The 25,545-nt window shown below is 67.9% G+C and carries 9 protein-coding genes; 2 read left to right on the forward strand and 7 right to left on the reverse strand.

The window, feature by feature from the left end:
* Nucleotides 1-58 precede the first annotated feature (58 nt).
* Entirely contained in the window at nt 59-16,951 is a 16,893-nt protein-coding gene (locus ACH4YP_RS01390; protein ID WP_398488812.1) for an amino acid adenylation domain-containing protein, read from the reverse strand.
* A 592-nt stretch (nt 16,952-17,543) separates the two neighbouring features.
* On the opposite strand from ACH4YP_RS01390, the gene ACH4YP_RS01395 reads away from it, so the two are divergent.
* Complete coding sequence (locus ACH4YP_RS01395; protein WP_361067891.1) at nt 17,544-18,473, forward strand: UTP--glucose-1-phosphate uridylyltransferase; 930 nt, start codon at nt 17,544-17,546, stop codon at nt 18,471-18,473.
* Between the two features lie 28 nt (nt 18,474-18,501).
* Here the strand turns inward: ACH4YP_RS01395 and ACH4YP_RS01400 are convergent, their stop codons facing one another.
* The 5 genes from ACH4YP_RS01400 to ACH4YP_RS01420 all read right to left on the reverse strand — a co-directional run bounded on the left by ACH4YP_RS01400 (nt 18,502) and on the right by ACH4YP_RS01420 (nt 23,688).
* Nucleotides 18,502-19,440, reverse strand: a complete 939-nt coding sequence (locus tag ACH4YP_RS01400) for a hypothetical protein (protein WP_361067894.1) — start codon at nt 19,438-19,440, stop codon at nt 18,502-18,504.
* Entirely contained in the window at nt 19,437-19,925 is a 489-nt protein-coding gene (locus ACH4YP_RS01405; protein ID WP_361067897.1) for a hypothetical protein, read from the reverse strand. Before ACH4YP_RS01405 ends, ACH4YP_RS01400 begins: the two co-directional genes overlap by 4 nt.
* Before the next feature lie 3 nt (nt 19,926-19,928).
* Nucleotides 19,929-21,152 carry a macrolide family glycosyltransferase gene (locus tag ACH4YP_RS01410; RefSeq protein WP_361067900.1) on the reverse strand — a complete coding sequence of 408 codons (1,224 nt, stop codon included), beginning with the start codon at nt 21,150-21,152 and terminating at the stop codon, nt 19,929-19,931.
* Nucleotides 21,149-22,027 carry a patatin-like phospholipase family protein gene (locus tag ACH4YP_RS01415; RefSeq protein ID WP_398488813.1) on the reverse strand — a complete coding sequence of 293 codons (879 nt, stop codon included), beginning with the start codon at nt 22,025-22,027 and terminating at the stop codon, nt 21,149-21,151. The genes ACH4YP_RS01410 and ACH4YP_RS01415 overlap by 4 nt, the downstream gene beginning before the upstream one ends.
* A 455-nt stretch (nt 22,028-22,482) precedes the next feature.
* Complete coding sequence (locus ACH4YP_RS01420; RefSeq protein ID WP_361067906.1) at nt 22,483-23,688, reverse strand: FAD-dependent oxidoreductase; 1,206 nt, start codon at nt 23,686-23,688, stop codon at nt 22,483-22,485.
* A gap of 251 nt (nt 23,689-23,939) precedes the next feature.
* Here ACH4YP_RS01420 and ACH4YP_RS01425 point away from each other — a divergent pair, with 251 nt between their 5' ends.
* The gene (locus tag ACH4YP_RS01425; RefSeq protein ID WP_398488814.1) at nt 23,940-24,407 is read left to right on the forward strand and encodes an RrF2 family transcriptional regulator; all 468 of its coding nucleotides are present in this window, start codon (nt 23,940-23,942) and stop codon (nt 24,405-24,407) included.
* 675 nt (nt 24,408-25,082) lie between these two features.
* On the opposite strand, the gene ACH4YP_RS01430 is transcribed toward ACH4YP_RS01425, so the two are convergent.
* On the reverse strand, nt 25,083-25,454 hold the full coding sequence (locus tag ACH4YP_RS01430; RefSeq protein ID WP_361067934.1) for a cupin domain-containing protein: 372 nt from the start codon (nt 25,452-25,454) through the stop codon (nt 25,083-25,085).
* Nucleotides 25,455-25,545: the final 91 nt, after the last annotated feature.

A 25,545-nucleotide genomic window follows, 5' to 3' on the forward strand; every position in this document is an offset into this window, starting at 1 on the left:
GGTAGAAATATCGGGGTGGCCAACCGCGGCCAATGGGTTACACCAGCTCAGTCGACGACTATCCGTCCTTCGTCGTGGACAGCCAATCCGAAATTGCCTCCCAAAGCAGAGAGAGCATGGGGGGATTGGCCATGTCGTCGTGAGAACAAGGCAACCGTGACTCGCTTATGTGACCGGAAGCATAGGGTTGCCACATGGCACGACCCCAACCATCCTCCAGCTCGTCCGACGAAATGAAGAGGAGATCGCCATCGAACCTGCGAGGATAATGCTTCACATAGATACGGGTGTTGTTCGCAATGATTCTCGCCCTTACTTCAGCCTCCTCTTCTGAGATCTCGCTTCGGAAGTAGTCCGGAAGTCCGGCGAGATCACGGAGAGAAGGCGCCTCGTCGATTGTTTCCGATGCGTCCACATGATCGCCGTGACCGTCGCCATCACGTTCTTGAATCCTCTGACGGACAAGTTCTGCAGATTTCCGGTCGACCTCGTCCGCGTTGGGCCTGTCGAGTGGGGCCGGCGCATAGCCTCCCATGATGATGAGTGCCACTTGCTGGCCGTCTTCCTGCAGTTGCACAGCCATCTCCTGCGCCACGCGGCCTCCCATCGACCATCCCAGCAGACGGTACGGACCGGACGGCTGCACGGTGCGCAATTCTTTGACGTATTCCTCCGCCATTTCCCGGATGGATCCCGGCAGCTCACCCGCACCGTCGACATCCCGCGCCTGTAGGCCGTACAACGGAATACCAGGAGGTACGAATCCGGCCAGAGGCGCGAAGCACCAGCTCAGCCCGGATCGCGGATGAACACAGAAGAGGGGCAGCCGGTTCCCGTGCGTCCTGATGGGAAGGAGAACGCGAAGCGAGTCATTCGTCGCGGGAAGGCTGAGCCGGTGTGCGAGTCCTGCGACGCTGGGCGTCTCCATCAGCATGCGGAGGGAGACATCGACACTCATGATCGAACGAATCCGATTCACCAGCTTGACGGCCAGAAGTGAATGTCCACCGCGTTCGAAGAAGTTTTCCTCGACGCCGATGTGAGGCACATTCAGTTCTTCGGCGAAAATTCTGCACAGGATTTCCTCCTGGACCGATTCGGGTTCCCGGCTCGGCGTGGACCAGGTGTGGTCCGGCGCCGAAAGTTGCCGTCGATCCAGCTTCCCGTTCGCCGTCAGCGGCAGACTCTCCAGGACCACCCACGCGGACGGCACCATGTACTCCGGCAGCATCGCGCCGAGATGGGCGCGCAGGGCGGCCAGGTCGACCCCGGCGGTGTCGCCGTCACCGATGGCGTGGCCGCCGTCGGGGACGAGGTAGCCGACCAGGCGTTTGTCCCCGGGGCGGTCCTCACGCACCATCACCGCTGCCCGGGCCACGGACGGATGCGCGCTCAGCGCGGCCTCGACCTCACCCAACTCGATCCGGAAACCCCGGACCTTCACCTGGTCGTCCGTACGGCCCAGATACTCCAGTTGTCCCTCGGCGTTCCAGCGGGCGAGGTCGCCGGTGCGGTACATCCGCTCACCCGGGGTGAAGGGGCTCGCGACGAACCGCTGCGCGGTCAGTCCCGGCCGGGCGTGGTAGCCGCGGGCCAGTTGGGCTCCGGAGACGTACAGCTCGCCCGCGACACCCACCGGCATCGGCCGTAGCGCCGGGTCCAGGACGTAGACGCGGATGTTCCACACCGGACGGCCGATCGGCGCGGTGCCCCCGGGCCATTCGGCCCGGTCCGCCGGCAGGGTGTGGGCGGTGACCACGTGTGTCTCGGTCGGACCGTAGTGGTTGTGCAGCGCTGTTCCGCCCGCGCCGCAAAGGTCACGGACCCGATCACTGAGCACAAGGGCTTCGCCGGCCTGGGAAACATGACGCAGCGACGGCAGCTCCGTGCCGTGTTCCGCCACAGCCTCACCGAGCGCGTCCACCATCAGGTTGGGGGCATACAGCTCGGTGGCCTTCTGCTCCCTCAGCCATGCGACGAACTCTTCAGGGTCACGCCTGATCCCTTCGTCCGGTACCACAAGGGTCTTGCCGTCCAAGAGGGCCGAGAGTACTTCCTGGGCCGAGACATCGAAGCTGATCGCGGTGAACTGAGCGACCCGCGAACCGGCCTCGGCGGGGATGACGGAAGCGTGCCAGGACAACAGGTTGACCAGCGCGCCACAGGACATCACCACACCCTTGGGACGCCCGGTCGAGCCGGAGGTGTAGATCAGGTACGCGGGATGCTGCGGCAGCAGCGGACGGGTCCGCTCCGCATCACCCGGAACGTCGGCCGGCAGTGCGCCGAGTTCGGCGACGACCGCAGGGTCGTCCAGCAGCAGCGCGGGGCCGGTGGTTATGCGCCCGGCGACCTCTGTGATGGTCAGCGTGAGCGAGGGGACGGCGTCGGTCAGCATGAAGGCGATCCGCTCGGCCGGGTACTCCGGATCGATCGGCAGGTAACCGGCGCCCGACTTCAGTACCGCCAGCAGACCGACGATCAGGTCCACCGAGCGAGGCAGGGCCAGCCCGACGATACGCTCGGGACCGATACCGCGACGGATCAGCAGCCGGGCAAGCCGGTTCGCGCGCTCGTCGAGTTCCGCGAAGGTCACCTCGGCCCCGTCGACAACCACCGCGACCGCGTCAGGATGTTCCGCGACCCGGCCTTGGAACAGTTCCGGCAGAGTCGCCGCGGGCACCTCCTGGACGGTGTCGTTCCACTCCGCCACAAGCCGGTGCCGCTCCTCCTCCGACAGCACCTCCACAACGCTCACCCGCTGGTGCGGTTCCCTGGTGACCGACTCCAGGACGCGGACGAACCGTTCGGCCAGTGTCTCCACCGTTCCGGCGTCGAACAGGTCAAGGGCGTAGTCGATACCGCCGTACAGGCCCGCCGGGCGACTACCTGTGCCAGTACCGGCACCCGCACCCATGTTGTCGTTGGTGTGGAAGCTTTCACTCAGGGTGAAGAAGAGGTCGAATTTTGCCGCCGGTTCGCCGGCGGGCAGGGGTTCGGCGTCAATGCCGGGCAGGTCGAGGACGGCCGGGGCGTTGTTCTGCAAGGCGAGCATGACCTGGAACAGCGGGTGGCGGGCCATCGAGCGGGTCGGAGCGAGGTCTTCGACCAGCCGCTCGAAGGGCACGTCCTGATGCGCGAACGCACCCAGTCCGTTCTCCCGCACCTGCTCCAGCAGACTCACGAACGTGGGATCACCCGACAGGTCCGTGCGCATCACCAAGGTGTTGACGAAGAACCCGACCAGGTCATCCAGCGCCTCGTCGGTCCGCCCGGCGACAGGAGTGCCGACCGGAATGTCACTGCCCGCACCCACCCGGGACAACAGCACCGCCAGCGCCGCCTGAAGCACCATGAACACCGTCACGCCCTGGACACGGGCCAGCTCCGCCACCCGGGCATGCACCTCGGCCGGCACACACACCTCCACCCGGCCACCGCGATACGACGCCACCGCCGGCCGCGGCCGGTCGAACGGCAGCACCAACTCCTGCGGCACCCCCGCCAACACCTCACGCCAGTAACCCAGTTGCCCGCTCAGCACACTGCCCGGATCAGCCTCCTCACCGAGCAACTCCCGCTGCCACAACGAGTAGTCCGCATACTGCACCGCCAACGGCTCCCAGCCAGGCACCCGCCCGCCGGAACGAGCCGCATACGCGACCGACACATCACGCGCCAACGGCCCCATCGACCACCCGTCACCAGCGATGTGGTGCACCACCATCACCAGCACGCACTCACCCGGGCCCACCCGGAGCAGCCATGCCCGCAAGGGAAACTCAGCGCTCAGGTCGAACATGTGACCCGCCGGCCCGGCAACCGCCTCCGCCAGACCCTCCGGTCCCACCTCGACCACCGGTAGGTCAAAAGAGACAGGCGGGGCAAGGATCTGCTGATACGGCCTGCCCTCGTCGGCAGCGAAGACCGTCCGCAACACCTCGTGTCGGCCCACCACATCACCCAGCGCCATCCGCAACGCCTCGACGTCCAGGTCACCGCTCAACCGCAGAGCCACAGGAATGTTGTAGGTCGCCGACGGACCCTCCAACTCGCCCAGGAACCACAACCGTTGCTGCGCGAACGAGAGCGGTAGCGCCTCGGGCCGTGTCATCGCCACCAGCGCCGGACGTGTCCCATCCGAATCCGTCAGCCGCTGCGCGAGTCCGGCCACGGTCGGCGCCTCGAACAGCGCCCGCATCGCGACTTCCGCCCCCAGAGCCGTCCGGATCCTGTTGGTCAGCTGCACCGCGAGCAGTGAGTGGCCGCCCAGTTCGAAGAAGTTGTCGTCCACCCCGACCTGGGGCAGGCCCAGCACCTCGGCGAACACCGAACACAGAAGCTCCTCCTGCACCGTGACCGGCCCCCGACCACGATCCGCCGCCACGTAATCCGGAGCGGGCAGAGCCCTACGGTCCAACTTGCCGTTCACCGTCAACGGCAGCACATCCAGCACCACCAACGCGGACGGCACCATGTGCTCCGGCAACACACCCTGCAGCTGCCCACGTACGACAGCGATGTCCGCACCCTCCGGACCGCCCGCCGGAACGAGGTAACCGACCAGACGCCTGTCACCGGGACGATCCTCACGCACCACCACCGCCGCCTGGACCACCGACGGATGCGCGCTCAGCGCGGCCTCCACCTCACCCAACTCGATCCGGAAACCCCGGACCTTCACCTGGTCATCCGCACGGCCCAGGAAGTCCAGGACACCGTCCGGCCGCCACTTCGCCAGGTCGCCGGTACGGTACATCCGCTCACCCGGGGTGAACGGATTCGCGACGAAGCGCTCCGCAGTCAGCCCCGGCCGGTCGAGATAGCCACGGGCCAAGCTCGCGCCGGCGAGATACAGCTCACCCGCGACACCCACCGGAACCGGCCGCAGAGCCGAATCCAGCACGTAGACCCGGGTGTTGGCGACCGGCGTACCGATGGGCGGGGTGGTGGGTTCGTCGGCGGACAGAGGGGCGGTGGTGGTCGCGCAGACGGTGGATTCCGTCGGTCCGTAGGCGTTGACGAGCCGACGGCCGTCCGCCCAGCGGGCCACCAGGCTCTGACTGAGAGCCTCGCCGGCGGTGATGAGGGTCGTGATCGACGGCAGGCTGTCCGGTGCCATGAGAGCCAGTGCGGCGGGGGGCAAGGTGGCGTGTGTGACCGACTGTTCCGCGACGAGGCGGACGAGCGCCTGGCCCGGCAGCACGTCGTCCGGCGCGGCCGACACGAGGCAGGCCCCGTTGCACAAGGCCATCACCATCTCCCAGACCGCCGCGTCGAAACTCGCCGAGGCGAACTGCAACACCCGGCTCCCCGCCGAGATCCCGAACTCCTCCGCCTGCGTGGCAGCCAGGCTCGGCAGTCCCTGATGGGTGACGGCCACGCCCTTCGGCCGCCCGGTGGACCCGGAGGTGTAGATCACATACGCGGAGTGGGCGGGCAGCAGGGTGGAACGACGCTCGGCATCGGTGGGGTCGCTGTCCCCGAAGTCTTCGAGTGCGGTGATGGTCCGGGGGTCGTCGAGGGCCAGGTGCGACACCTCTCCGCCGGTGAGACGGGAAGCCAGGTCCGTGCTGGTGAGCACCAGGAGGGGTTGGGCGTCGGTAAGGAGGTAGGTGATCCGCTCGGCGGGATAGTCGGGGTCGATGGGTACGTACGTGCCGCCGGCCTTGGTCACCGCGAGGAGAGCGACGATCAGGTCGATGGAACGCACCAACATGACTGCGACCAACGACTCGGACCCCACACCGCGGTCGATCAGCAGCCGGGCGAGGCGGTTGGCGCGGGCGTTGAGTTCCGTATAACTCAGTTCCACGTCCTCGAAGACGAGGGCGGGCGCGTCGGGGGTGCGGGCGGCCTGGGCCTGGAACAGCTCCGGCAGCGTCGCCGCGGACACCTCCCGGGAGGTGTCGTTCCACTCGACCAGGACCCGGTGCCGCTCCGCGGGGTCGAGGACGTCCACCATGCTGATCCGCTGGTGTGGTGCTGTCTCCAGGGCGGTGACGACGCCTTCGGCGGCGGTGTGGACCATGGCGCACAGTGATGCGCCCGAGACGGGTTCGGCGACCTGCACGGTGAGAGTGAAACCGTCACCGGTGTCGTCGACACTCAGCCCGATCGGGTAGTTCGTCCGCTCCTGGTCGTACAGCAACTCGACGCCGTCAAGGCTGTTGTCCGTTCCTGGCTCGGTGCTCCTGGAGTGCCGGTAGTTGAACAGGGAGGTGAACAGTGGAGTGTCAGCCTTGATGCCGCTGGCCTGCCGGGCGAGTTTCAAGGGAGCGTGTTCGTGGACGAGCAGGTCCGCCAGCTGGTTCTGCACCGACCGGACCGTGTTTACCACCTGAGCGCCGTGCGTCCGCACCCGTACCGGCAGGGAGTTGATGAACAGGCCCAGAACGCGGTCCGCGCCGCTTCCCGCTGCCATACGGCCGAACAGGACGGTACCGAAGACGACGTCGTCCTTGCCCGAGGTGGCCGCCAACACCCGCGCCCACACCACATGCAGGACCGTGGCCGGGCTCACGCCAAGCCGGCGTGACTGGTCCCGCAGCCGTCGCGCGAGTTCCGGATCCATCACGCGACGGGACTCCGCCACGCCGGTGCCGTCGCCGCGGACGTCGAGCAGACCGAACGGCGCGGTCGGCTCGGTCACGTCCCCCAGCAGGGTGGAGAAGTACCTCTGGTGTTCCTCCTCCGCCACCCGCAGGCGGGCCTGGGCGACGAAGTTCCGGAACGGCAGAGGCGCGGGCAGGGTTTCCTCACGGCCCGTGACGAACGAGCGCACCTCCTGCAGCAGTACGTCCAGAGTGGTGTGGTCCGCGATGAGGTGATGGGCCTGAACGAGTGCGAGCCACTGACCGTTCACCGGGTCGGTCGCCGTGTAGACGCGGATCAGCGGTGCCTGGCCGATGTCCATCGATCCAGGGCACGCGGCCAGCATTCGGCCGGTCACCTCGTCGTCAGGCCCCTCGGGCAGGTCGACGCTTTCCACCGGGATCGCAGCACGGCGCACCACCACCTGGACCGGTTCGCGCAGTCCTTCCCACTGGACGGCGGTCCGCAGGATGTCATGCCGGTCGACGACCTTCTGCAGTGCGTCAACAAACCGGTCGAGCCGCTGCCGGGAGTCGAACCCCAACAGCACCGGCAGCACATACACATCGGTCCCGTCCCCGGAGTCACCCATCAGGTGGTGGAAGAGGATCCCCTCCTGCAGCGGAGCCAGCGGGTACACATCCGCCACGTTGGCCGCTCCGCCGGGAACCCGGGCCACGATCCGGTCGATCTCCCCTTGGGGCAGATCCACCAGGGAGAGCATGTCGGGAGAAATAGTCAGGGCGTTGTCCGGAATCCGGTTCTCCGGCACCGCCACCTCGGCCGGACCATCCGACGCGGCCAGTCCGGCAGCCGTGGGCGCTGCGAACAACGACCGCACATCAACCGGTATCCCCCGGGCCCGCAGCAGCTCGACCACCCGTACCGCCAGCAGTGAGTGGCCGCCCAGTTCGAAGAAGTTGTCGTCCACCCCGACCGTAGGCAGGCCCAACACCTCGGCGAACACCGAACAAAGGATCTCTTCCTGCACCGTGGCCGGCCCCCGGCCACGGTCGGCCGCCTGGTAGTCCGGAGCGGGCAGGGCCTTACGGTCCAACTTGCCGTTCACCGTCAACGGCAACTCATCCAGCACCACCAACGCGGACGGCACCATGTACTCCGGCAACATGGCGCCGAGGTGGGCGCGCAGGACAGCGGAGTCGACACCGCCCGTGTGACCGGTGGCCGAAACGAGGTAGCCGACCAGACGCCTGTCACCGGGACGATCCTCACGCACCACCACCACTGCCTGGGCCACGGACGGGTGCGCAGTCAGCGCGGCCTCGACCTCACCCAGCTCGATCCGGAAACCCCGGACCTTCACCTGGTCGTCGGTACGCCCGAGGTATTCCACCTGTCCATCGGCGTTCCACCGGGCCAGGTCGCCGGTACGGTACATCCGCTCACCCGGGGTGAACGGATTCGCGACGAACCGCTGCGCGGTCAGCCCCGGCCGGTCGAGGTAGCCGCGGGCCAGGCCCGCGCCGGAGACGTACAGCTCACCCGCGACACCCACTGGAACCGGCCGCAGAGCCGAATCCAGCACGTAGACCCGGGTGTTGGCGACGGGCGTGCCGATGGGCGGGGTGGTGGGTTCGTCGGCGGACAGGGGGGCGGTGGTGGTCGCGCAGACGGTGGATTCCGTCGGTCCGTAGGCGTTGACGAGCCGACGGCCCTCGGCCCAGCGGGCCACCAGGTTCTGGCCGAGGGCTTCGCCGCCGGTGATGAGGGTCGTGAGCGACGGCAGGCTGTCCGGTTCCATGAGAGCCAGCGCGGCGGGAGGCAGGAGTGCGTGCGTGACCGACTGTTCCGCGACCAGGCGGACGAGCGCCTGGCCCGGCAGCACGTCGTGCGACGCGGCCGACACGAGGCAGGCCCCGTTGCACAAGGCCATCACCATCTCCCAGACCGCCGCGTCGAAACTCGCCGAGGCGAACTGCAACACCCGACTCCCTGCCGAGACCCCGAACTCCTCCGCCTGCGCGCCGACCAGACTCGGCAGCCCTTGATGAGTGACGGCCACACCCTTCGGCCGCCCGGTGGACCCCGAGGTGTAGATGACATACGCGGAGTGGGCGGGCAGCAGGGCGGTACGGCGCTCGGCGTCAGTGGGGTCCGTGCCCTCGAAATCCTTGAGTGCGGCGATGGTCCGAAGGTCGTCGACGGCCACGTAGGGCGGGTGGCTGTCGGTGAGACGGGAGGCCAAGTCCGCGCTGGTGAGCACCAGGTGGGGCCGGGCGTCGGTGAGCAGGTAGGTGATCCGCTCGGCGGGATAGTCGGGGTCGATGGGCAGGTAGGCGCCGCCTGCCTTCGTCACCGCGAGGAAGGCGACGACGAGGTCGACCGAGCGGTGCACCATGACCGCGACCGGCGACTCGGACCCCACCCCGCGATCGATCAGCAGCCGGGCGAGGCGGTTGGCACGCTCGTTGAGCTCGGCGTAGGTCACCTCGTCGCCCTCGAAGACCACGGCGGTCGCGTCGGGGGTGCGGGCGGCCTGGGCCTGGAACAGCTCCGGCAGCGTCGCCGCGGGCACCTCCCGGGAGGTGTCGTTCCACTCGACCAGAATCCGCTTCCGCTCCGCCGGGGCCAGTACCTCGATGGCGTCGATGTGCTGGTGGGGGTTGGCGGTGACGGTGTCCAGGACGCGGACGAACCGTTCGGCCAGTGTCTCCACCGTTCCGGCGTCGAACAGGTCGAGGGCGTAATCGATACCGCCGTACAGACCGGCCGGGCGGTCACCGCTGCCCGTACCCGCACCCGTCTCGGCACCGGCACCGGCACCGGTGTCGGTGTCGGTGTCGGTGTCGGTGTCGGTGTCGGTGTCGGTGTCGGTGCCGGTGCCGGTGTGGAAGGTCTCAGCCAGGGCGAAGGACAGGTCGAACTTGGCCACCGGTTCGCCGGCGGGCAGGGGTTCGGCGTCAATGCCGGGCAGGTCGAGGACGGCCGGGGCGTTGTTCTGCAGGGCGAGCATGACCTGGAACAGCGGGTGGCGGGCCATCGAGCGGGTCGGAGCGAGGTCTTCGACCAGCCGCTCGAAGGGCACGTCCTGATGCGCGAACGCACCCAGTCCGTTCTCCCGCACCTGCTCCAGCAGACTCACGAACGTGGGATCACCCGACAGATCAGTACGCATCACCAAGGTGTTGACGAAGAACCCGACCAGGTCATCCAGCGCCTCGTCGGTCCGCCCGGCGACAGGAGTGCCGACCGGAATGTCACTGCCCGCACCCACCCGGGACAACAGCACCGCCAGTGCCGCCTGAAGCACCATGAACACCGTCACGCCCCGGACGCGGGCCAGCTCGGCCACCCGGGCATGCACCTCCGCCGGCACACACACCTCCACCCGGCCACCACGGTACGAGGCCACCGCCGGCCGCGGCCGGTCGAACGGCAGCACCAACTCCTGCGGCACCCCCGCCAACACCTCACGCCAGTAACCCAGTTGCCCGCTCAGCACACTGCCCGGATCAGCCTCCCCACCGAGCAACTCCCGCTGCCACAACGAGTAGTCCGCATACTGCACCGCCAACGGCTCCCAGCCAGGCACCCGCCCGCCGGAACGAGCCGCATACGCGACCGACACATCACGCGCCAACGGCCCCATCGACCACCCGTCACCAGCGATGTGATGCACGACGATCACCAGGACATGTTCGTCAGGACCGGCCTCGAACAGCCAGGCCCGCAACGGAATCTCGGCGGCGAGATCGAAACGATGACCCGCAACCTCACTGATCGCCGACCCAAGATCGGCCACCCGCTCGACCACAAGAGGCACCAAAGCCTCTTCAGCCGCAACGATCTGCTGATACGGCTGACCCTCCACCGCGGCGAACACCGTCCGCAACACCTCGTGCCGACCCACCACATCACCCAGCGCCATCCGCAACGCCTCGACGTCCAGGTCACCGCTCAACCGCAGAGCCACAGGAATGTTGTAGGTCGCCGACGGACCCTCCAACTCGCCCAGGAACCACAACCGTTGCTGCGCGAACGAGACCGGCACACGCTCCGCCCGCTCCACCCGAACCAGCGCCTGCCGCCTCACACCAGAAGACCCCAAACGGCCCGCCAGAGCAGCAACAGACGGCGCCTCGAACAACGTCCGGATCGCCACCTCCGCCCCAAAAACCGACCGCAAACGACTCACCAACCGCGTCGCCAGCAGCGAATGACCACCCAGCTCGAAGAAGTTGTCGTCCACCCCGACCTGGGGCAGGCCCAGCACCTCGGCGAACACCGAACACAGAAGCTCCTCCTGCACCGTGACCGGCCCCCGGCCACGATCCGCCGCCTGGTAATCCGGAGCGGGCAGAGCCCTGCGGTCCAACTTGCCGTTCACCGTCAACGGCAGCACATCCAGCACCACCAACGCGGACGGCACCATGTACTCCGGCAACATCGCGCCGAGATGGGCGCGCAGGGCAGCGGAGTCGACACCGCCCGTGTGACCGGTGGCCGGAACGAGGTAGCCGACCAGACGCCTGTCACCGGGACGATCCTCACGCACCACCACCGCCGACTGGGCCACGGACGAATGCGCGCTCAGCGCGGCCTCGACCTCACCCAACTCGATCCGGAAACCCCGAACCTTCACCTGGTCATCCGCACGGCCCAGGAAGTCCAGGACACCGTCCGGCCGCCACTTCGCCAGGTCGCCGGTACGGTACATCCGCTCGCCCGGGGTGAACGGATTCGCGACGAACCGCTCCGCCGTCAAGCCCGGCCGGTCGAGATAGCCACGGGCCAGCTGGACACCGGCGAGGTACAACTCACCCGCGACACCCACCGGAACCGGCCGCAGAGCCGAATCCAGTACGTAGACCCGGGTGTTGGGGACGGGTGTGCCGATGGGGACGCCACCCGGTACATCCGGGTCCCCGGGACGGACGGTGAAGGTGACACATCCGACGGCCGCCTCGGTCGGACCGTACTCATTCGTGATCAGGACGTCGTGGTGTGCGGACCTCCACCGTGTGAGCTGCTCGCCTGTAAGGCTTTCGCCGCCGACGACGAGGTCTCCCCGGGCGAAGGATCCGACGGGCTCTTCGGACAGAAGGCCCAGGTGGCTCGGCGTCACCTTCAGGAAGGTGGGCGTCAGTCCGGCGGGAAGCCCATCCTGGATAGCTGCGATGTGCAGGGCGCCGCCCGAGATCAGCGTGCCGAACAACGGTGTGACGGTCAGGTCGAACGCAGCCGACGAGTGCAGCACGGTCCGGCCGCTCAACCCGGGATACGCGCTGACTGCCCAGTTGAGGTAGTAGGAGACCGCTGCGTGGCTCACCACGACGCCCTTGGGGCGTCCCGTGGAGCCCGAGGTGTAGATCACGTAGGCGGGGTGGGCCGGCAGAAGTGCCGCTCCTCGCTCGTGGTGCGTGAGGTCGGCCCCGGCCATGGTGGACAGGGCCGCCGTGGTGTCGGGGGCATCCGTCACGATGCGGGTCACACCGTCATCCGCTGCGCCTGTCACGGCCTGGTGTGTAACCAGTACGGTGGCCTGGGCGTCGTTGAGCATGTAGGTGATGCGGTCGGCGGGGTAGGCCGGGTCGATCGGAACGTACGCCGCTCCGGTCTTGACCACGGCGAGGAGTGCGACGACGAGGTCGGCTGAGCGGTCCATCATCACCGCCACCCGTGCTTCCGCCCGGGCGCCCCTGTCCACGAGGACGCGGGCCAGCCGGTTGACCCGCGCGTTCAACTCCGCATAAGTCACCTCGGTGCCGTCGAATACAACCGCGGTCGCGTCAGGAGTACGGGTGACCTGGGCTTCGAACAGTTCGACCAGCGTGGCCTGCGGCACTTCGTGGGTGGTGTCGTTCCACCCGGACAGGATCCGCTCCCGCTCCGCGGTGTCCAGGACATCGATGCGGCTGACCGGCAGCGACGGATCCGCGGTCACTGTCTCCAGGACCATGAGGAAGCGCCGTACGATCGCCTCGGCACTCGCGGGATCGAACAGGTCGGTGGCGTAGGTGATCAGCCCGGTCAGGCCCGCTGGGGTGCCGTCGGTGATCCGCTCGGCGATCTGGAAGTCCAGGTCGAACTTGGCGGGAAGGACGCCCGCAGGCAGTGCCTCGATGTTCAACCCGGGCAGGTCGAGACGGACCTCGGCGGTGTTCTGCAGGGTGAGCATGACCTGGAAAAGCGGATGGCGGGCCATCGACCGGACCGGAGCCAGGTCCTCCACCAGCCGCTCGAACGGCACATCCTGGTGCGCGTAGGCGCCGAGGTCCGCTTCCCTTGTTCTGGCCAGCAGTTGCAGGAAGGTCGGATCGCCGGACAGGTCCGAGCGCAGAACGAGGGTGTTGACGAAGAACCCGACCAGGTCGTCCAGCGCCTCGTCGGTCCGCCCGGCGACAGGAGTGCCGACCGGAATGTCGTCTCCGGCCCCGAGCCGGTGCAGCAGGACGGCCAGTGCCGCCTGCACCACCATGAACACCGTCACACCCTGTGCTCTGGCCAGCTCCGTCAGGGCGCTGTGGATGTGGGCGCCGACGGTCAGTTCGACGCTTCCGCCCTGGTGGGAGGAGATCGTCGGGCGTGGCCGGTCGAACGGCAGCGTCAGTTCCTGGGGCAGGTCGGCCAGTGCCTCGCGCCAGTAACCGAGTTGCTGGGCCAGCACACTGGCCGCGTCGGCCTCCTCGCCCAGCAGTTGACGTTGCCACAGGCTGTAGTCGGCATACTGCACTGACAACGTTGCCCACTCCGGCGTCCGGCCGGTGGACCGAGCCGTGTAGGCAGCTGACAGATCGCGCGCCAGCGGGGCCATCGACCATCCGTCGCCGGCGATGTGGTGCACGACGATCACCAGGACATGTTCGTCAGGACCGGCCTCGAACAACCAGGCCCGCAACGGAATCTCGGCGGCGAGATCGAAACGATGACCCGCGACCTCACTGACCGCCGACTCAAGATCAGCCACCCGCTCGACCACAAGAGGCACCAAAGCCTCTTCAGCCGCAACGATATGCTGATACGGCTGACCCTCCACCGCGGCGAACACCGTCCGCAACACCTCGTGCCGGCCCACCACATCACCCAGCGCCATACGCAACGCCTCGACGTCCAGGTCACCGCTCAACCGCAGAGCCACCGGAATGTTGTAGGTCGCCGACGGACCCTCCAACTCGCCCAGGAACCACAACCGTTGCTGCGCGAACGAGACCGGCACACGCTCCGCCCGCTCCACCCGAACCAGCGCCTGCCGCCTCACACCAGAAGACCCCAAACGGCCCGCCAGAGCAGCAACAGACGGCGCCTCGAACAACGTCCGGATCGCCACCTCCGCCCCAAAAACCGACCGCAAACGACTCACCAACCGCGTCGCCAGCAGCGAATGACCACCCAGCTCGAAGAAGTTGTCGTCCACCCCGACCTGGGGCAGGCCCAGCACCTCGGCGAACACCGAACACAGAAGCTCCTCCTGCACCGTGACCGGCCCCCGGCCACGATCCGCCGCCTGGTAATCCGGAGCGGGCAGAGCCCTACGGTCCAACTTGCCGTTCACCGTCAACGGCAGCACATCCAGCACCACCAACGCGGACGGCACCATGTACTCCGGCAACACACCCTGCAGCTGCCCACGTACGACAGCGATGTCCGCACCCTCCGGACCGCCCGCCGGAACGAGGTAACCGACCAGACGCCTGTCACCGGGACGATCCTCACGCACCACCACCGCCGACTGGACCACCGACGGATGCGCGCTCAGCGCGGCCTCGACCTCACCCAACTCGATCCGGAAACCCCGAACCTTCACCTGGTCATCCGCACGGCCCAGGAAGTCCAGGACACCGTCCGGCCGCCACTTCGCCAGGTCGCCGGTACGGTACATCCGCTCGCCCGGGGTGAACGGATTCGCGACGAACCGCTCCGCCGTCAACCCCGGCCGGTCGAGATAGCCACGGGCCAGCTGGACACCGGCGAGGTACAACTCACCCGCGACACCCACCGGAACCGGCCGCAGAGCCGAATCCAGCACATACACCTGGGTGTTCCAGACCGGGCGTCCGATGGGGACACTGCTTCTGCTGGTGTCGCTGTCACACGTCCATGCGGTGACCTCGACCGACGCCTCGGTTGGGCCGTAGAGATTGTGAAGCGGAACGCCCATTACGTTCCGGAACTGCCCGACGATGTCGCTGGAGAGCGCTTCGCCGCTGCAGAACACAGCTCGCAGGCCGGTACAGGCGGCGGCCGGTTCGCGGAGGAAGACCTGCAGCAGGGACGGAACGAAGTGCGCGATCGTGACACGTTCGCGTTGGATCAACTCGGCCAGATACCCGGGGTCCCGGTGGCCCGAGGGCTTGGCGACCACCATCGTCGCACCCTGGAGCAGCGGCCAGAAGAACTCCCGTACCGACACATCGAAACCGAACGGGGTTTTCTGCAACACCCGGTCCAAGGCAGTCAAGTTGTAGGTGCCCTGCAGCCAGGTCAGCCAGTTGACGATACCCGCATGGGGTACGGCCACGCCCTTCGGCCGTCCGGTGGACCCGGAGGTGTAGATGACGTAGGCGGGGTGGGCGGGCAGGAGGGTGGTACCGCGCTCGGTGTCGGTGGGGTCGGTGTCCTCGAAGTCTTCGAGTGCGGTCATGGTCCGGGGGTCGTCGAGGGCCAGGTGCGACACCTCTCCGCCGGTGAGACGGCAGGTCAGGTCCGTACTCGTGAGCACCAGGAGGGGCCGGGCGTCGCTGAGCAGGTAGGTGATCCGCTCGGCGGGGTAGTCGGGGTCGATGGGTACATACGCACCACCGGCCTTGACCACCGCGAGGAGGGCGACCACCAGGTCGACGGAGCGGTGCATCATCACCGCGACCGGCGACTCGGGTCCCACACCCCGGTCGATCAGGAACCGGGCGAGGCGGTTGGCCCGCGCGTTGAGGTCCGCATAGGACACCTCGACGCCCTCGAAGACCACGGCGACCGCGTCGGGGGTGCGGGCGGCCTGGGCCTGGAACAGTTCCGGCAGGGTCGCCGCGGGCACCTCCCGGGCGGTGTCGTTCCACTCCTCGACGACCAGACGCTCCTCGGAGCCGCTCATCAACGTGATCCGGTGTACACGTTCCTCGGCGGTGGAACGCGCCATCCAGTTCATCACGTCAAGGAATTGCGCAGCATGCTCATGCACGGCTCCCCGGCTGTAAAGATCCGGATTGGCCTCCACAACCACGGATATACGTCCGTCGGACGACCTGTCGTACACCGAAATCGACAGATCATTGAAATTTATGCCACCGAGCCCGTACACATTGCTGGAGGCGTCACCAAATCTCAGATCGTAGTCAAATGAGACGATATTGACCAGTAGAGGGTAGAGTCCACTGCGCCCTACGAGTTTCAGGTCTCTGAGGATGTCCTCGTAGCGGTATCGCTGATGCCGCAAGGCATCTCGCACTCCGCGAGACACCTGCTTCACGAGTTCCCTCGCTGTGGCCTTCGGCTGCACCGTGAGGCGCAGAGGAATGATATTCGCCGTCATTCCGGGGACGTCCCGCAGTGCTGTTTTTCTGCCTATTACGGGGATCCCGAGAACGATGTCCTCCTGCCCGGTCGCGCGATGCAGGTAGGCGGCGCTCGCGGCTACGGCCAGACCTGAGAGGCTCGTTCCCAGCCGACGTGCGGAACCTCTGAGTTCCACAGCGGCTTCGGCAGGGATATGGAGCGTATGCCGTATCAGTTCATGGGGTGTGGTGGAAGGTTCCTGGCCACTCAGGCTGACCGGTTGCGGGCGATCCGAAAGACGCTCCGTCCAGTACTGCCGGTCCAGTTCGAATTCCTCGGACGCCCGGTATTCGGCGTCGGCATCCATCAGTACGGAACTCGATGGCGGCCCACTGTCCGTGAGGGATTCTCCGGCCAACAGTGCCGTGTAGATCGCAGCCACTCGAGAGGCCATCAGGGATCCCGCGAGTCCGTCTGCGATGATGTGGTGAACTCGCTGATACCAGAGGAAGAGATCTTCCTCCAACTTGAACATGACCTGGGTGAAGAGTGCGCCGTCCCGGAGATCCACTGGACGTCGCATGTCCGCGCGCATCCAGCTCTCCGCGCTGGAACGGGGATCTCCGTCACGGCTCACGTCGATCACATGAAACAGCCAATCGTTCCGCAGGTCAAAATACTGCCGCGGAATTTCGTCCGCGGCTCCCTCGAAGCGCAGACAGAAGGAGTCGAATTCTAGGACGGCTCTTCGCGCAGCAGCCTCGAACAAGTCCGTGTCCACCGCTCCATGAATCTCAATGTATTCACCCATGTTGTAGATCGGGTTATCCGGATTCAGCTGCTGCGCATGCCATAGACCAAGCTGTCCGGCCATCAGTTCACGACGGCCACCATGCAATTCAGACATTCCCACACCTCGGTCAACGCTCGCGCTGCACAGCAGGAGCAACTAAATTAAGCAACAAGAGAAACTAAATTAAGCAATTTGACAAATACCGCTGATCTGCTTGACCTTCTCAAGCCGAACTGAACACTGTCAACCTTCTGGGCGAATTGGGTGACCAACAGGCGCTTGATGCTGTTTTGCAACGGCCAAATCGGACCACTTTGCCCCTTCTGCGACCACTACTCATATATTGAAACGGCAGCAATCTCCACACTGGCGCGACTTTTTTGCCTATCCGTACATGCCGCTGTGTACCGACATGCATAAGCCCTCGATCTGGCAGACACATGATTGCGTCGACTTGGCCCAGTGCGTGTCGCTGTCTCCCCGTCGAATCGGAAAGCAGCGAGCCGAAGCCACCCCCTACCGCGTGGAGGACAGCCAACGAGTCATGGGGCTCGGTCTCGGAGAGACCTGGATCGGTGGACACTTGCCGGTCCGTACGCACGCGAGATCTGTTGGGCTTCTGGACGCGGGGCAGCTGTGGGCGTTGGTAGCGTCGGTGTGTCCCGGGCCGGCCGGTTCGGTGCGTCGCTCGACCGAGAGAGACCTGATGTCCCCGACGATTCGCAGGGCCGTGATCCCCGCCGCCGGACTCGGCTCCCGTCTGCTGCCGCTCACGAAGGCGACGCCCAAGGAGATGCTCCCGGTCGGCGACAAGCCGGTCATCGAGCACACCGTGCGCGAGCTGGTGGACTCCGGCATCACCGACATCACCATCGTCGTCTCGGGCGGCAAGAGCCTCATCCAGGACCACTTCCGCCCCAACCCCGCCCTCGTCGAACAACTCCGCGAGGACGGCAAGACGTCCTACGCGGACGCGGTGGAGGAGGTCGCCGAGCTCGCCCGCCAGGGCCACATCACCTACCTGGACCAGTACGGCCCGTACGGAAACGGCACTCCGGTGCTGAACGCCGCCCGCGCCTTCGGCGACGAGCCGGTGCTGGTGCTGTGGCCCGACGACGTCTTCGTGGCCGAGGTGCCCCGCGCTCAACAACTGATCCGCGCGTACGAGCAGACCGGCTGCCCGGTGCTGGCCCTGCTGCCGATGAACCCCGCCGAATCGCAGCGCTACGGCGTACCGGTCGTCAAGGAAGACCTCGGCGGCGGCCAACTGCGCATCACCGGCCTGGTCGAGAAGCCCGAGCCCGCTGCCGCCCCGTCGTCGTACGCGGCCATCGGCGGTTACGTCGTCACCCCCGGCATCGTCGACGAACTGCGCGAGCAGACCCGCCGCTGGTACGAGCACCGGACCGGCGAGGTCTACCTGACGGACGCGATCAACGCCTACGCCTCCACCCGTGCGGTGTACGGGCAGGTCATCGAGGGCCGCTGGTACGACACCGGAAACCCGGCCGACTACCTGGTGGCCCAGATGGCGTTCGCCCTCGCCCACCCCGAGTACGGCCCCGTCCTGCGCGGACTGGTCGCCGGACTCGACTCCGCCCCCGCTGCCGAGAACGTGCCCGAAACCGGGATCTGACCTGCTGTTTTCGCTCTGGTTGACGCCCTTACGGCAGCGGACCGTCCGTCGCGGCGGGCGTGCCGTGGCGGGCGCGGACGATCTCGATCACGGTGTCGGTGGTGCGGTCCAGGTAACTGCGGCCGTCGGGCAGCAGGACGTCCGGGCTGATGTAACTGGTCGGCCCGAGGTGGGTGGCCGGGTCGAGCCGATGAACGGTGATCTTCCCGGCGCGGTCGGCACGGTTCCAGCCGCTGCGGCGGAACAGCCGCCAACGCTGCGGGAAGATCCAGGCGCCGACTCGCTCGATCCGGTCCCGCGCGCTGGTGAGTTGATGCACCTGCTCGACGTGGGTGAGGTCGTTGGCGCCGTTGTGGAACCCACCGAGCGTGATCACCAGGAGTGGGCAGCGCAACTGGTCGTGCAGTTCCTCGACCGCTCCGGTGGCGACCTGGGCGCCGCCGCTGTAGCTGAGCAGCACCACGGGGACACCGCTGTCGGGCCGGTAGCCGGCGAGCGTGAGCTGAGTGGCGATCTGGGAGCCGACGGCCCGGTTGTACAGCGGGCGGTAGCGGTGGTCGGCGGCCACGAAGATCTGCATGACGTTGTGCAGGAACAGCAGCAGCCCGATGCGACGGCGCAACCAGGCCCACACCGGTCGGTCGGCAAGCGGGTCGGCCAGCGGCGAGTAGGGCTGCACCTGCCCCAGAACCCGCAACTCCGGCGCTCCGGCGAGCACGGCCTTGACCAGCTGGCCGCCGTCCCGGGTGTCGCGGACTCGACGTTTGCCGATGCCGTCCAGGTAGACCAGGTAGGCATCCGGGGGGCCGTCGGGCGCCGCGCCTCGGGCGTAGGGCACGCCGTCGGGGAGTTCGTTGTTGGGCACCCGCCAGCCGGCGCTGTAGGCCAGTACCTCGTAGCGGGCCAGCAGGGCTTCGGCGAGCAGAGCGGGCCCCAGAGCGCAGACCCAGATCAGGAAGTCGTTCATACGACCGCCTCCGGTGTACTGACGGCGCCGGTCCTCACGACCAGACGCCGAATGGCCTCCACGGCGACACCGAGCCCGGCGCCGGCGACGGCCACGCAACCGGCGGCGCCCCACCAGTCGAGCCCGGTCCCCGCCGCGAGCGGGCCGGCCAGACCGGCTCCGACGCCCACGAACAGCAGCAGGTGAAGCAGGGGACCGAGCAGCGGGAACGCAAGGACGGCGGAGAGCAGCAGCGGGGTGACCAGGCCTGGTGTCCACTCCAGTGCGGCGCCTGATGGTGTCGGGGACACCACCAGCTCGGCCAGGGTCCACGTGGTCAGCGGCCACAGCGCGAACACGGCACCCTCGACGAGGCCACCGGCCACCATCAAGCCGGCCATGGTGGGCCGCGACATGCCCGGTCTGCCCGCCGCCAGGGGCAGGATGCGCCCGGCGGCCTCCGACACCCCGGCGAGCAGCAGCAGAACGACGACGACGGACGACATCGCTCAGCCTCGCCGGGACGGATCGACGGGAGCCGGGCGGGGGACCGGGGCGCTCGCCCGCAGGTACCCCTCGAGTTCGTCGGCGGCATACCGGTATCCGCCCGCCTTGTGCTGGGCAGCCTGCAGAGTGGTCGCGGCTTCCCGGAACCGGAGGTCGTCGAGCAGACGCCGGGCGAGGGCACGCACAGAGCCCTTGGCGACGTCCTGGGTGCGGATCGACAGACCGGCGCCGAGCTCGACGACGCGAGCGGCCACCAGGGGCTGGTCGGCGCCCTGCGGGACCACCAGCATGGGAACCCCGGCGTACATGGCCTCGTTGGCGCTGTTCATCCCGCCGTGGGTGACGAACAGCGCCGCTCGGGCCAGCACCTCCGGTTGCGGCACGGAGCGGCGGACGAGGACGTTGGCCGGCAGCGGGCCCAGCGCGGCGGGGTCGGTCTGCCCGGTGGAGATGATCACGGTGCCGCCCAGCGGGGCGAGCGCGGTGGCGAAGGTACGCAGCAGCTGCGGGTCGGCGTTGAACACCGTGCCCAGCGAGGCGTAAAGCACCGGGTCCTTCAGCCGGTCGGCCGGGAACGACGGGTCGGCCGGCCGGGCTCCGATGCTGGGGCCGACGAACCGGTAGGACTGGTCGAAGTCCTCGACGGCGGGCTGGAACTCCCGTGAGGTGTAGACCAGATTGAGCGGCTGGCGGATGTTCCCCAGGTCGAGCAGTGGCAGTCCACGCGTGTCGAAGCGGCGGCGCAGCTCCCAGCGCGACCGCAGGTAGCCCTGGACGTTACGGGGCCGAGCCACGGCCGCGGCCAGCAGGTCCCACGAGCCGCCGGTGGGGCTGGGCACCCGCCGGTTGTACGCGAACGTGGTGCAGGAGGACACCGCCGGCACATCGAGTTCGCGGGCGGCGACCGCACCCCACAGACAGGCGTTGTCGTGGACGATCAGGTCGGGCCGGACGCGGCGCAGGTCGGTGAGGACGGCGGGCATCAGGCCGACGGCCGTGCGCGCGAGCCCTTCGATCAGAGTGAGCGGCATCGGTGGATCCGGGAGCGGCTGATCGCCCCCGGGGTAGAGGTGCACGGTCGCGCCGACGGCCTCGATCTCCTCACGGAACACGGGCGAGGTGTGGTACGTGACGGAGTGGCCGCGTCGGGCCAGTTCGGCCACGAGCGGCAGTGTCGGATTGACGCGCCCGTGCATGGCGATGTTGAGGAACGCGATGGTGCTCACAGACCGACCTCCAGTACTGACGAAGTGGATGCCTCGTCCGGACGGGTCGATGCCGCCGGATCGTCGTCGGCCCGGTACAGGCCCGGTCCGCTGATGTGCAGCCCGTCGAGAAAGTCCCCCGCGGTGCGGGACGCGGTGCTGATCAGCCGCTGAGCATGGCCGAAGTCCCACGGGGCGGGCCAGGTGTCGATGCCGGTCGGCAGCACGACGGTCGGGACGCGCTGGGACACCTCGTGCAGGTCACGCTCGATCTGATGGTGTATCAGCAGCAGACCGGCCCTGGCCGCGATCGCACTGGCGCGTCTGCGCGGTACGGCCGGGGGCAACGGCGAGCTCTCCGGTCCGGTCGAGAGTACGACCACGCTGGCCGCCCCGGCCTGCAGTGCCGCCAGCACCGGGACGTAGGCGATGACTCCGCCGTCCACGAGCGTCCGGCCCTCACGGTCCACCGGAGGCAGAATCCCGGGAACGGCCGCGCTGGCCAGCAGGGCGGACTCGAGGTCGCCGTGGTCGAGCAGGGCCGGAGCGCCGGTGCCCAGGTCCATGGCGACCGCGGTGAAGGGGATCGGCAACTGCTCGATCCGCGACGGCAGCCCGGCCCGGGCGATGAGTCGACGCAGGCCACGATCGGTGAAGACGCTGACCCGTGAGGACAGGTACCCGAGCGGATACACCTCACGGCGACGCAACCGGGTCCACACGCGGTCGAGCCACGGCGCGGATCCGTCGGGGTGGGCGGCCGCGATGGCCCCGATGAGGGCGCCCACCGAGGTTCCGACAATCAGGTCCGGGACGAAGCCGCGCTCTTCCAGCGCGTACCCGGCACCGACATGCGCCGCTCCGAGTACGCCACCGGCGCCCACCACCACGGCCACCGGACGGGGAAGGGCGTGCAATCCCGCCGGTGCCGGATCCTCGGGCGGCGGGCTCGGTGAGTCCCCGGGCCCACGGCTCGATGAGTTCCCGGCCGACCGGCTCGACGACAGGGGACGCGTCTCCTTGTCACGCGCCTTGGTTCGACACCACGCGCGGCCACGGCCACTCGCCGAACCGCCCCTGCCGAAACCGAAGCGCGCCCATGAGACCGGTCTCCGGCCGTAAGTGACCCTCATGATCCGCCTTTCCCACCACGGCACCGCATCGAATGGGTTCAGCAAGCTAGACCGGGCGGCCATCCGATCTGTGACACCTCCGGCCGGCGGCGTCGGGGAAGCGACACCGAGACCAGTGACATCACACTGTGTGCGGCGACCGGGTTCGACGTCGCCCGAGGCACCCGGGCGGCCCCGACGGTGACTCCGGGAGAGCCGTCGGGACCGCCGGCCGGCCGTCAGCCGTTGGAGAACCGGCCCGCCTGGGCGAGGAGTTCTTCCGCGTCGTCGGTCGGCGGGTAGATCCAGAGGGTGTTGATGTTCTCCTTCAGGGTCTTGGCCTCCGGCCCGGTCATCGCGATCCTGCGGTCCCAGCCCTCCGTGTAGACGGCGCCGGCGGCACCGAGGTCCAGGCAGGTGACGTAGGGGTCGGGCGTGAAGGGCAGCGGAGCGTGGCCGAGGAGGTCGGCCGCCACGTTGTGACCGGCGAACTTCCCCATCGGCAGGGCGTGCTGGCAGGACTGCGTGGTGGTGTGCCCGTCTTCCGCCGGGGCGAGGGCGGTGTCACCGGCCGCGTAGACGTCGGGCACCCCGATCACCCGCAGGTGTTCGTCCACGCTCAGCCGTCCCAGCCGGTCGCGTTCTCCGGGAATCCGGGTCGTGAGGGGACTGGCGGCCATACCGGCCGTCCATACGACGGTTGCGGCGGGGATCACCTCGCCGTCCGAGAGGGTGACGTCCCGGCGAGTCGCCGATGTCACCGTGCGCCCGAGACGCCGTTCGATCTTGAGCTCGTCGAGCGCGTCGTCGATGGTGGGACGCGGGCCGGGGCCGAGCTCCGGACCCACGGCATCGGCGCGGTCGACCAGAACGATCCGGACGTCGTCGGCCGTGCCGTTGCCGTCAGCGATCGCGCGCAGTCGCTCGCCCAGCGAGGTGGCGAGTTCCAGACCGGTGAAGCCGGCACCGACCACGACGGCCGTGTACTGGCCGAGGGACGGGGTCCGGCCGGGCAGCCGCCGCAGGTGGTGATCGAGTGCGGCGGCCGCAGAGAGCGTGTCGACGTCGAAGACGTCCCGCGATCCGGGGAAGTCGGGCCGCACGAGCTGACTGCCCGTGGCCAGCACCAGCTTGTCGTAAGCCAGGTCCAGTTGCTCACCACCCCGCCCGACGGCACGTGCGGTGTGCGCCTCGGTGTCGATCCCCGTGACGGTCGCCGATATCCGGCGTACGCCGATCGGGCCGAGAACGCTGTCCAGAGCGACCCGCATGCCGTCCGGGGCGTTCTCGTACAACCGGGGGCGGATGACCATGTCATCGCCGCCGCTGACCAGCGTCACTCGTAGTTCGTCGCCGGCGCCGCCCGCTTCCCGGGCGGCGCGCACGACTCCTGCCGCGCACCACACACCCGCGAAGCCGCCGCCGATGATCAGAACATCCTTCATGAACTTCTCCGTTTTCGAAGCCGAAGTGATGAGCCGGTGCTCCGCGAGCAGGGGCTGCCCCTGCCGCGGTGGCCTCCCGCAGGGCCCGCACCACTGATTCTGGACATTACATATCCTGGATATTCAGTGTCAAGATTTCTTCGGGCTCCTGACGGACAGGACTCGACGGACAGGACTCACAGGCCAAGCCCGCCGGCAGGCAGGCCAGAACCCTTGGCGCGCGTCGATCCTGGACATGTAATGTCCGTAATATGCGAATGGCTAAAGGTGTCGAGTGGGCTCTTCACACGCTGCTGAACCTGGACATGATCGGCGGCGGTCCGGTGGGCAGCGGTCAACTTGCCGAGGCCCACGGCCTCTCGGCCTCCTACCTCAACAAGCAACTGCAGCAACTCGCCCGAGCCGAGCTCGTGGTCTCCGTGCCGGGGCCGCGCGGCGGCTTCCGTCTGGCCAGGCCCCTCGAGAACATCACCCTCCTCGATGTGGTGGAGGCCATCGAGGGAAGCACCCAGGTCTTCCACTGCACGGAGATCCGCTGCTCCGGCAAGATCGGCGAGCTGTCACCACCGCCGACCGGCACATGCGCTGTCAACGCGGCCATGCGCCGGGCGGAACAGGCGTGGCATCAGTCGCTGGCCGCCCAGACCCTCGCGGACATCAGAGCGGAGGTGGACAGCACCCCGCTGGTACGGCAGGTGGTGCGTTCGGCGCTGAACTGAGCGAACGCAACGATGCGACGGGCGACCGCTGTCACGGGGCCGCGGCACGGAGCACCGCCGACGCGGCAGGCATCCGTTCGGACAACTCGCCGGACAGCGTGCCTACTTGGGCTGATTCCAGCGCACCTCCTTGGCGGAGCCGACGCCCGGCGGCAACGCCGCACCGAATCCGGGCAGGCCCCGAGCCCCCACATCAGCGGGGGCACAACGAACATACAGTGTGAGACAACACCTTGTCACACACAACATGGACCTGCCGCGCGAGGCCGGACAGGCCGACATCAATGGCGGGCGGTTCAGCTTGCCCGCCCGAAGGTCATCCCCTCCTGACGCCCGGTCGCAGCTTCCCGTCCCCGCCGGGCCGAGCGGGCAGGACCCGGTTCAAGCTGGCAAACGCCGGTGGCCCGTGGTTCCGCCCAGCCCCGGTGTGGCGCGTGAGCGACCGGAGGGCACAGACGAAGAGATACAGCGCCAGTATCCCGATGCCTGTGCCATGGGTCGCCGGTCCTCCTGTCCCCATCGAATGACCTGCGTGTGCGGTCAGGGTCTCGTGTCCCGCACCCGTCGTCGGACGTGCCGTCCAAGCCGCCGATGCCGCCCATTGTTCTCGTGCCCTCCCAACGGAGCGGGTCCCGCCTCGGTCGGTGACGACCTGTCGGAAGCGAGGATCCGGAGTCAGTTCACGGGGCGCGGCGCACGGAGGTGGGCCCGCTGCGCCAGTTCCTCCTCGTCGACCAGCGTGAGCATCGGCCGGCCCGGCGCGCACAGCATGGTCACGACGAACCGGCAGGTCACATCCGTTCGGGCGTTGCCATCCTGGTAATGGATCACATCGCCGCCGGGCTCCCAGAAAGTCTCACCGGCTTTGACCACACGTTCCGGCTCGCCTTCCAGCTCGAAGCGCACCTCGCCCTCCATCACGTATCCGAAGGCCGGCCCCGAGTGGCGGTGCGGAGGAGTCCCGGGGTCGCCGGGCGGCCACTCGACCACGATGGTCATGCCCGACGCGTCTTCGGGGACCTTGAGCGGGTCGGTGTCCTGCAACATCGTCGCCGCGGTCTTCCACGCCCCGGAGCGTGGCCTGTCGTCGATCTCGCCCACTGAGTCCTTGGTTGACACTGTGTTGCACCTCCGTGGT

It is taken from the genome of Streptomyces sp. NPDC020747 (assembly GCF_044334695.1).
GTDB lineage: Bacteria > Actinomycetota > Actinomycetes > Streptomycetales > Streptomycetaceae > Streptomyces.

What these genes read in the sequence shown, in the direction of transcription:
- ACH4YP_RS01390 (WP_398488812.1), bottom strand. Translation starts at nt 16,951, where the DNA reads ATGTCTGAATTGCATGGTGGCCGTCGTGAACTGATGGCCGGACAGCTT.
- ACH4YP_RS01395 (WP_361067891.1), top strand. Translation starts at nt 17,544, where the DNA reads ATGTCCCCGACGATTCGCAGGGCCGTGATCCCCGCCGCCGGACTCGGC.
- ACH4YP_RS01400 (WP_361067894.1), bottom strand. Translation starts at nt 19,440, where the DNA reads ATGAACGACTTCCTGATCTGGGTCTGCGCTCTGGGGCCCGCTCTGCTC.
- ACH4YP_RS01405 (WP_361067897.1), bottom strand. Translation starts at nt 19,925, where the DNA reads ATGTCGTCCGTCGTCGTCGTTCTGCTGCTGCTCGCCGGGGTGTCGGAG.
- ACH4YP_RS01420 (WP_361067906.1), bottom strand. Translation starts at nt 23,688, where the DNA reads ATGAAGGATGTTCTGATCATCGGCGGCGGCTTCGCGGGTGTGTGGTGC.
- ACH4YP_RS01425 (WP_398488814.1), top strand. Translation starts at nt 23,940, where the DNA reads ATGCGAATGGCTAAAGGTGTCGAGTGGGCTCTTCACACGCTGCTGAAC.
- ACH4YP_RS01430 (WP_361067934.1), bottom strand. Translation starts at nt 25,454, where the DNA reads ATGTTGCAGGACACCGACCCGCTCAAGGTCCCCGAAGACGCGTCGGGC.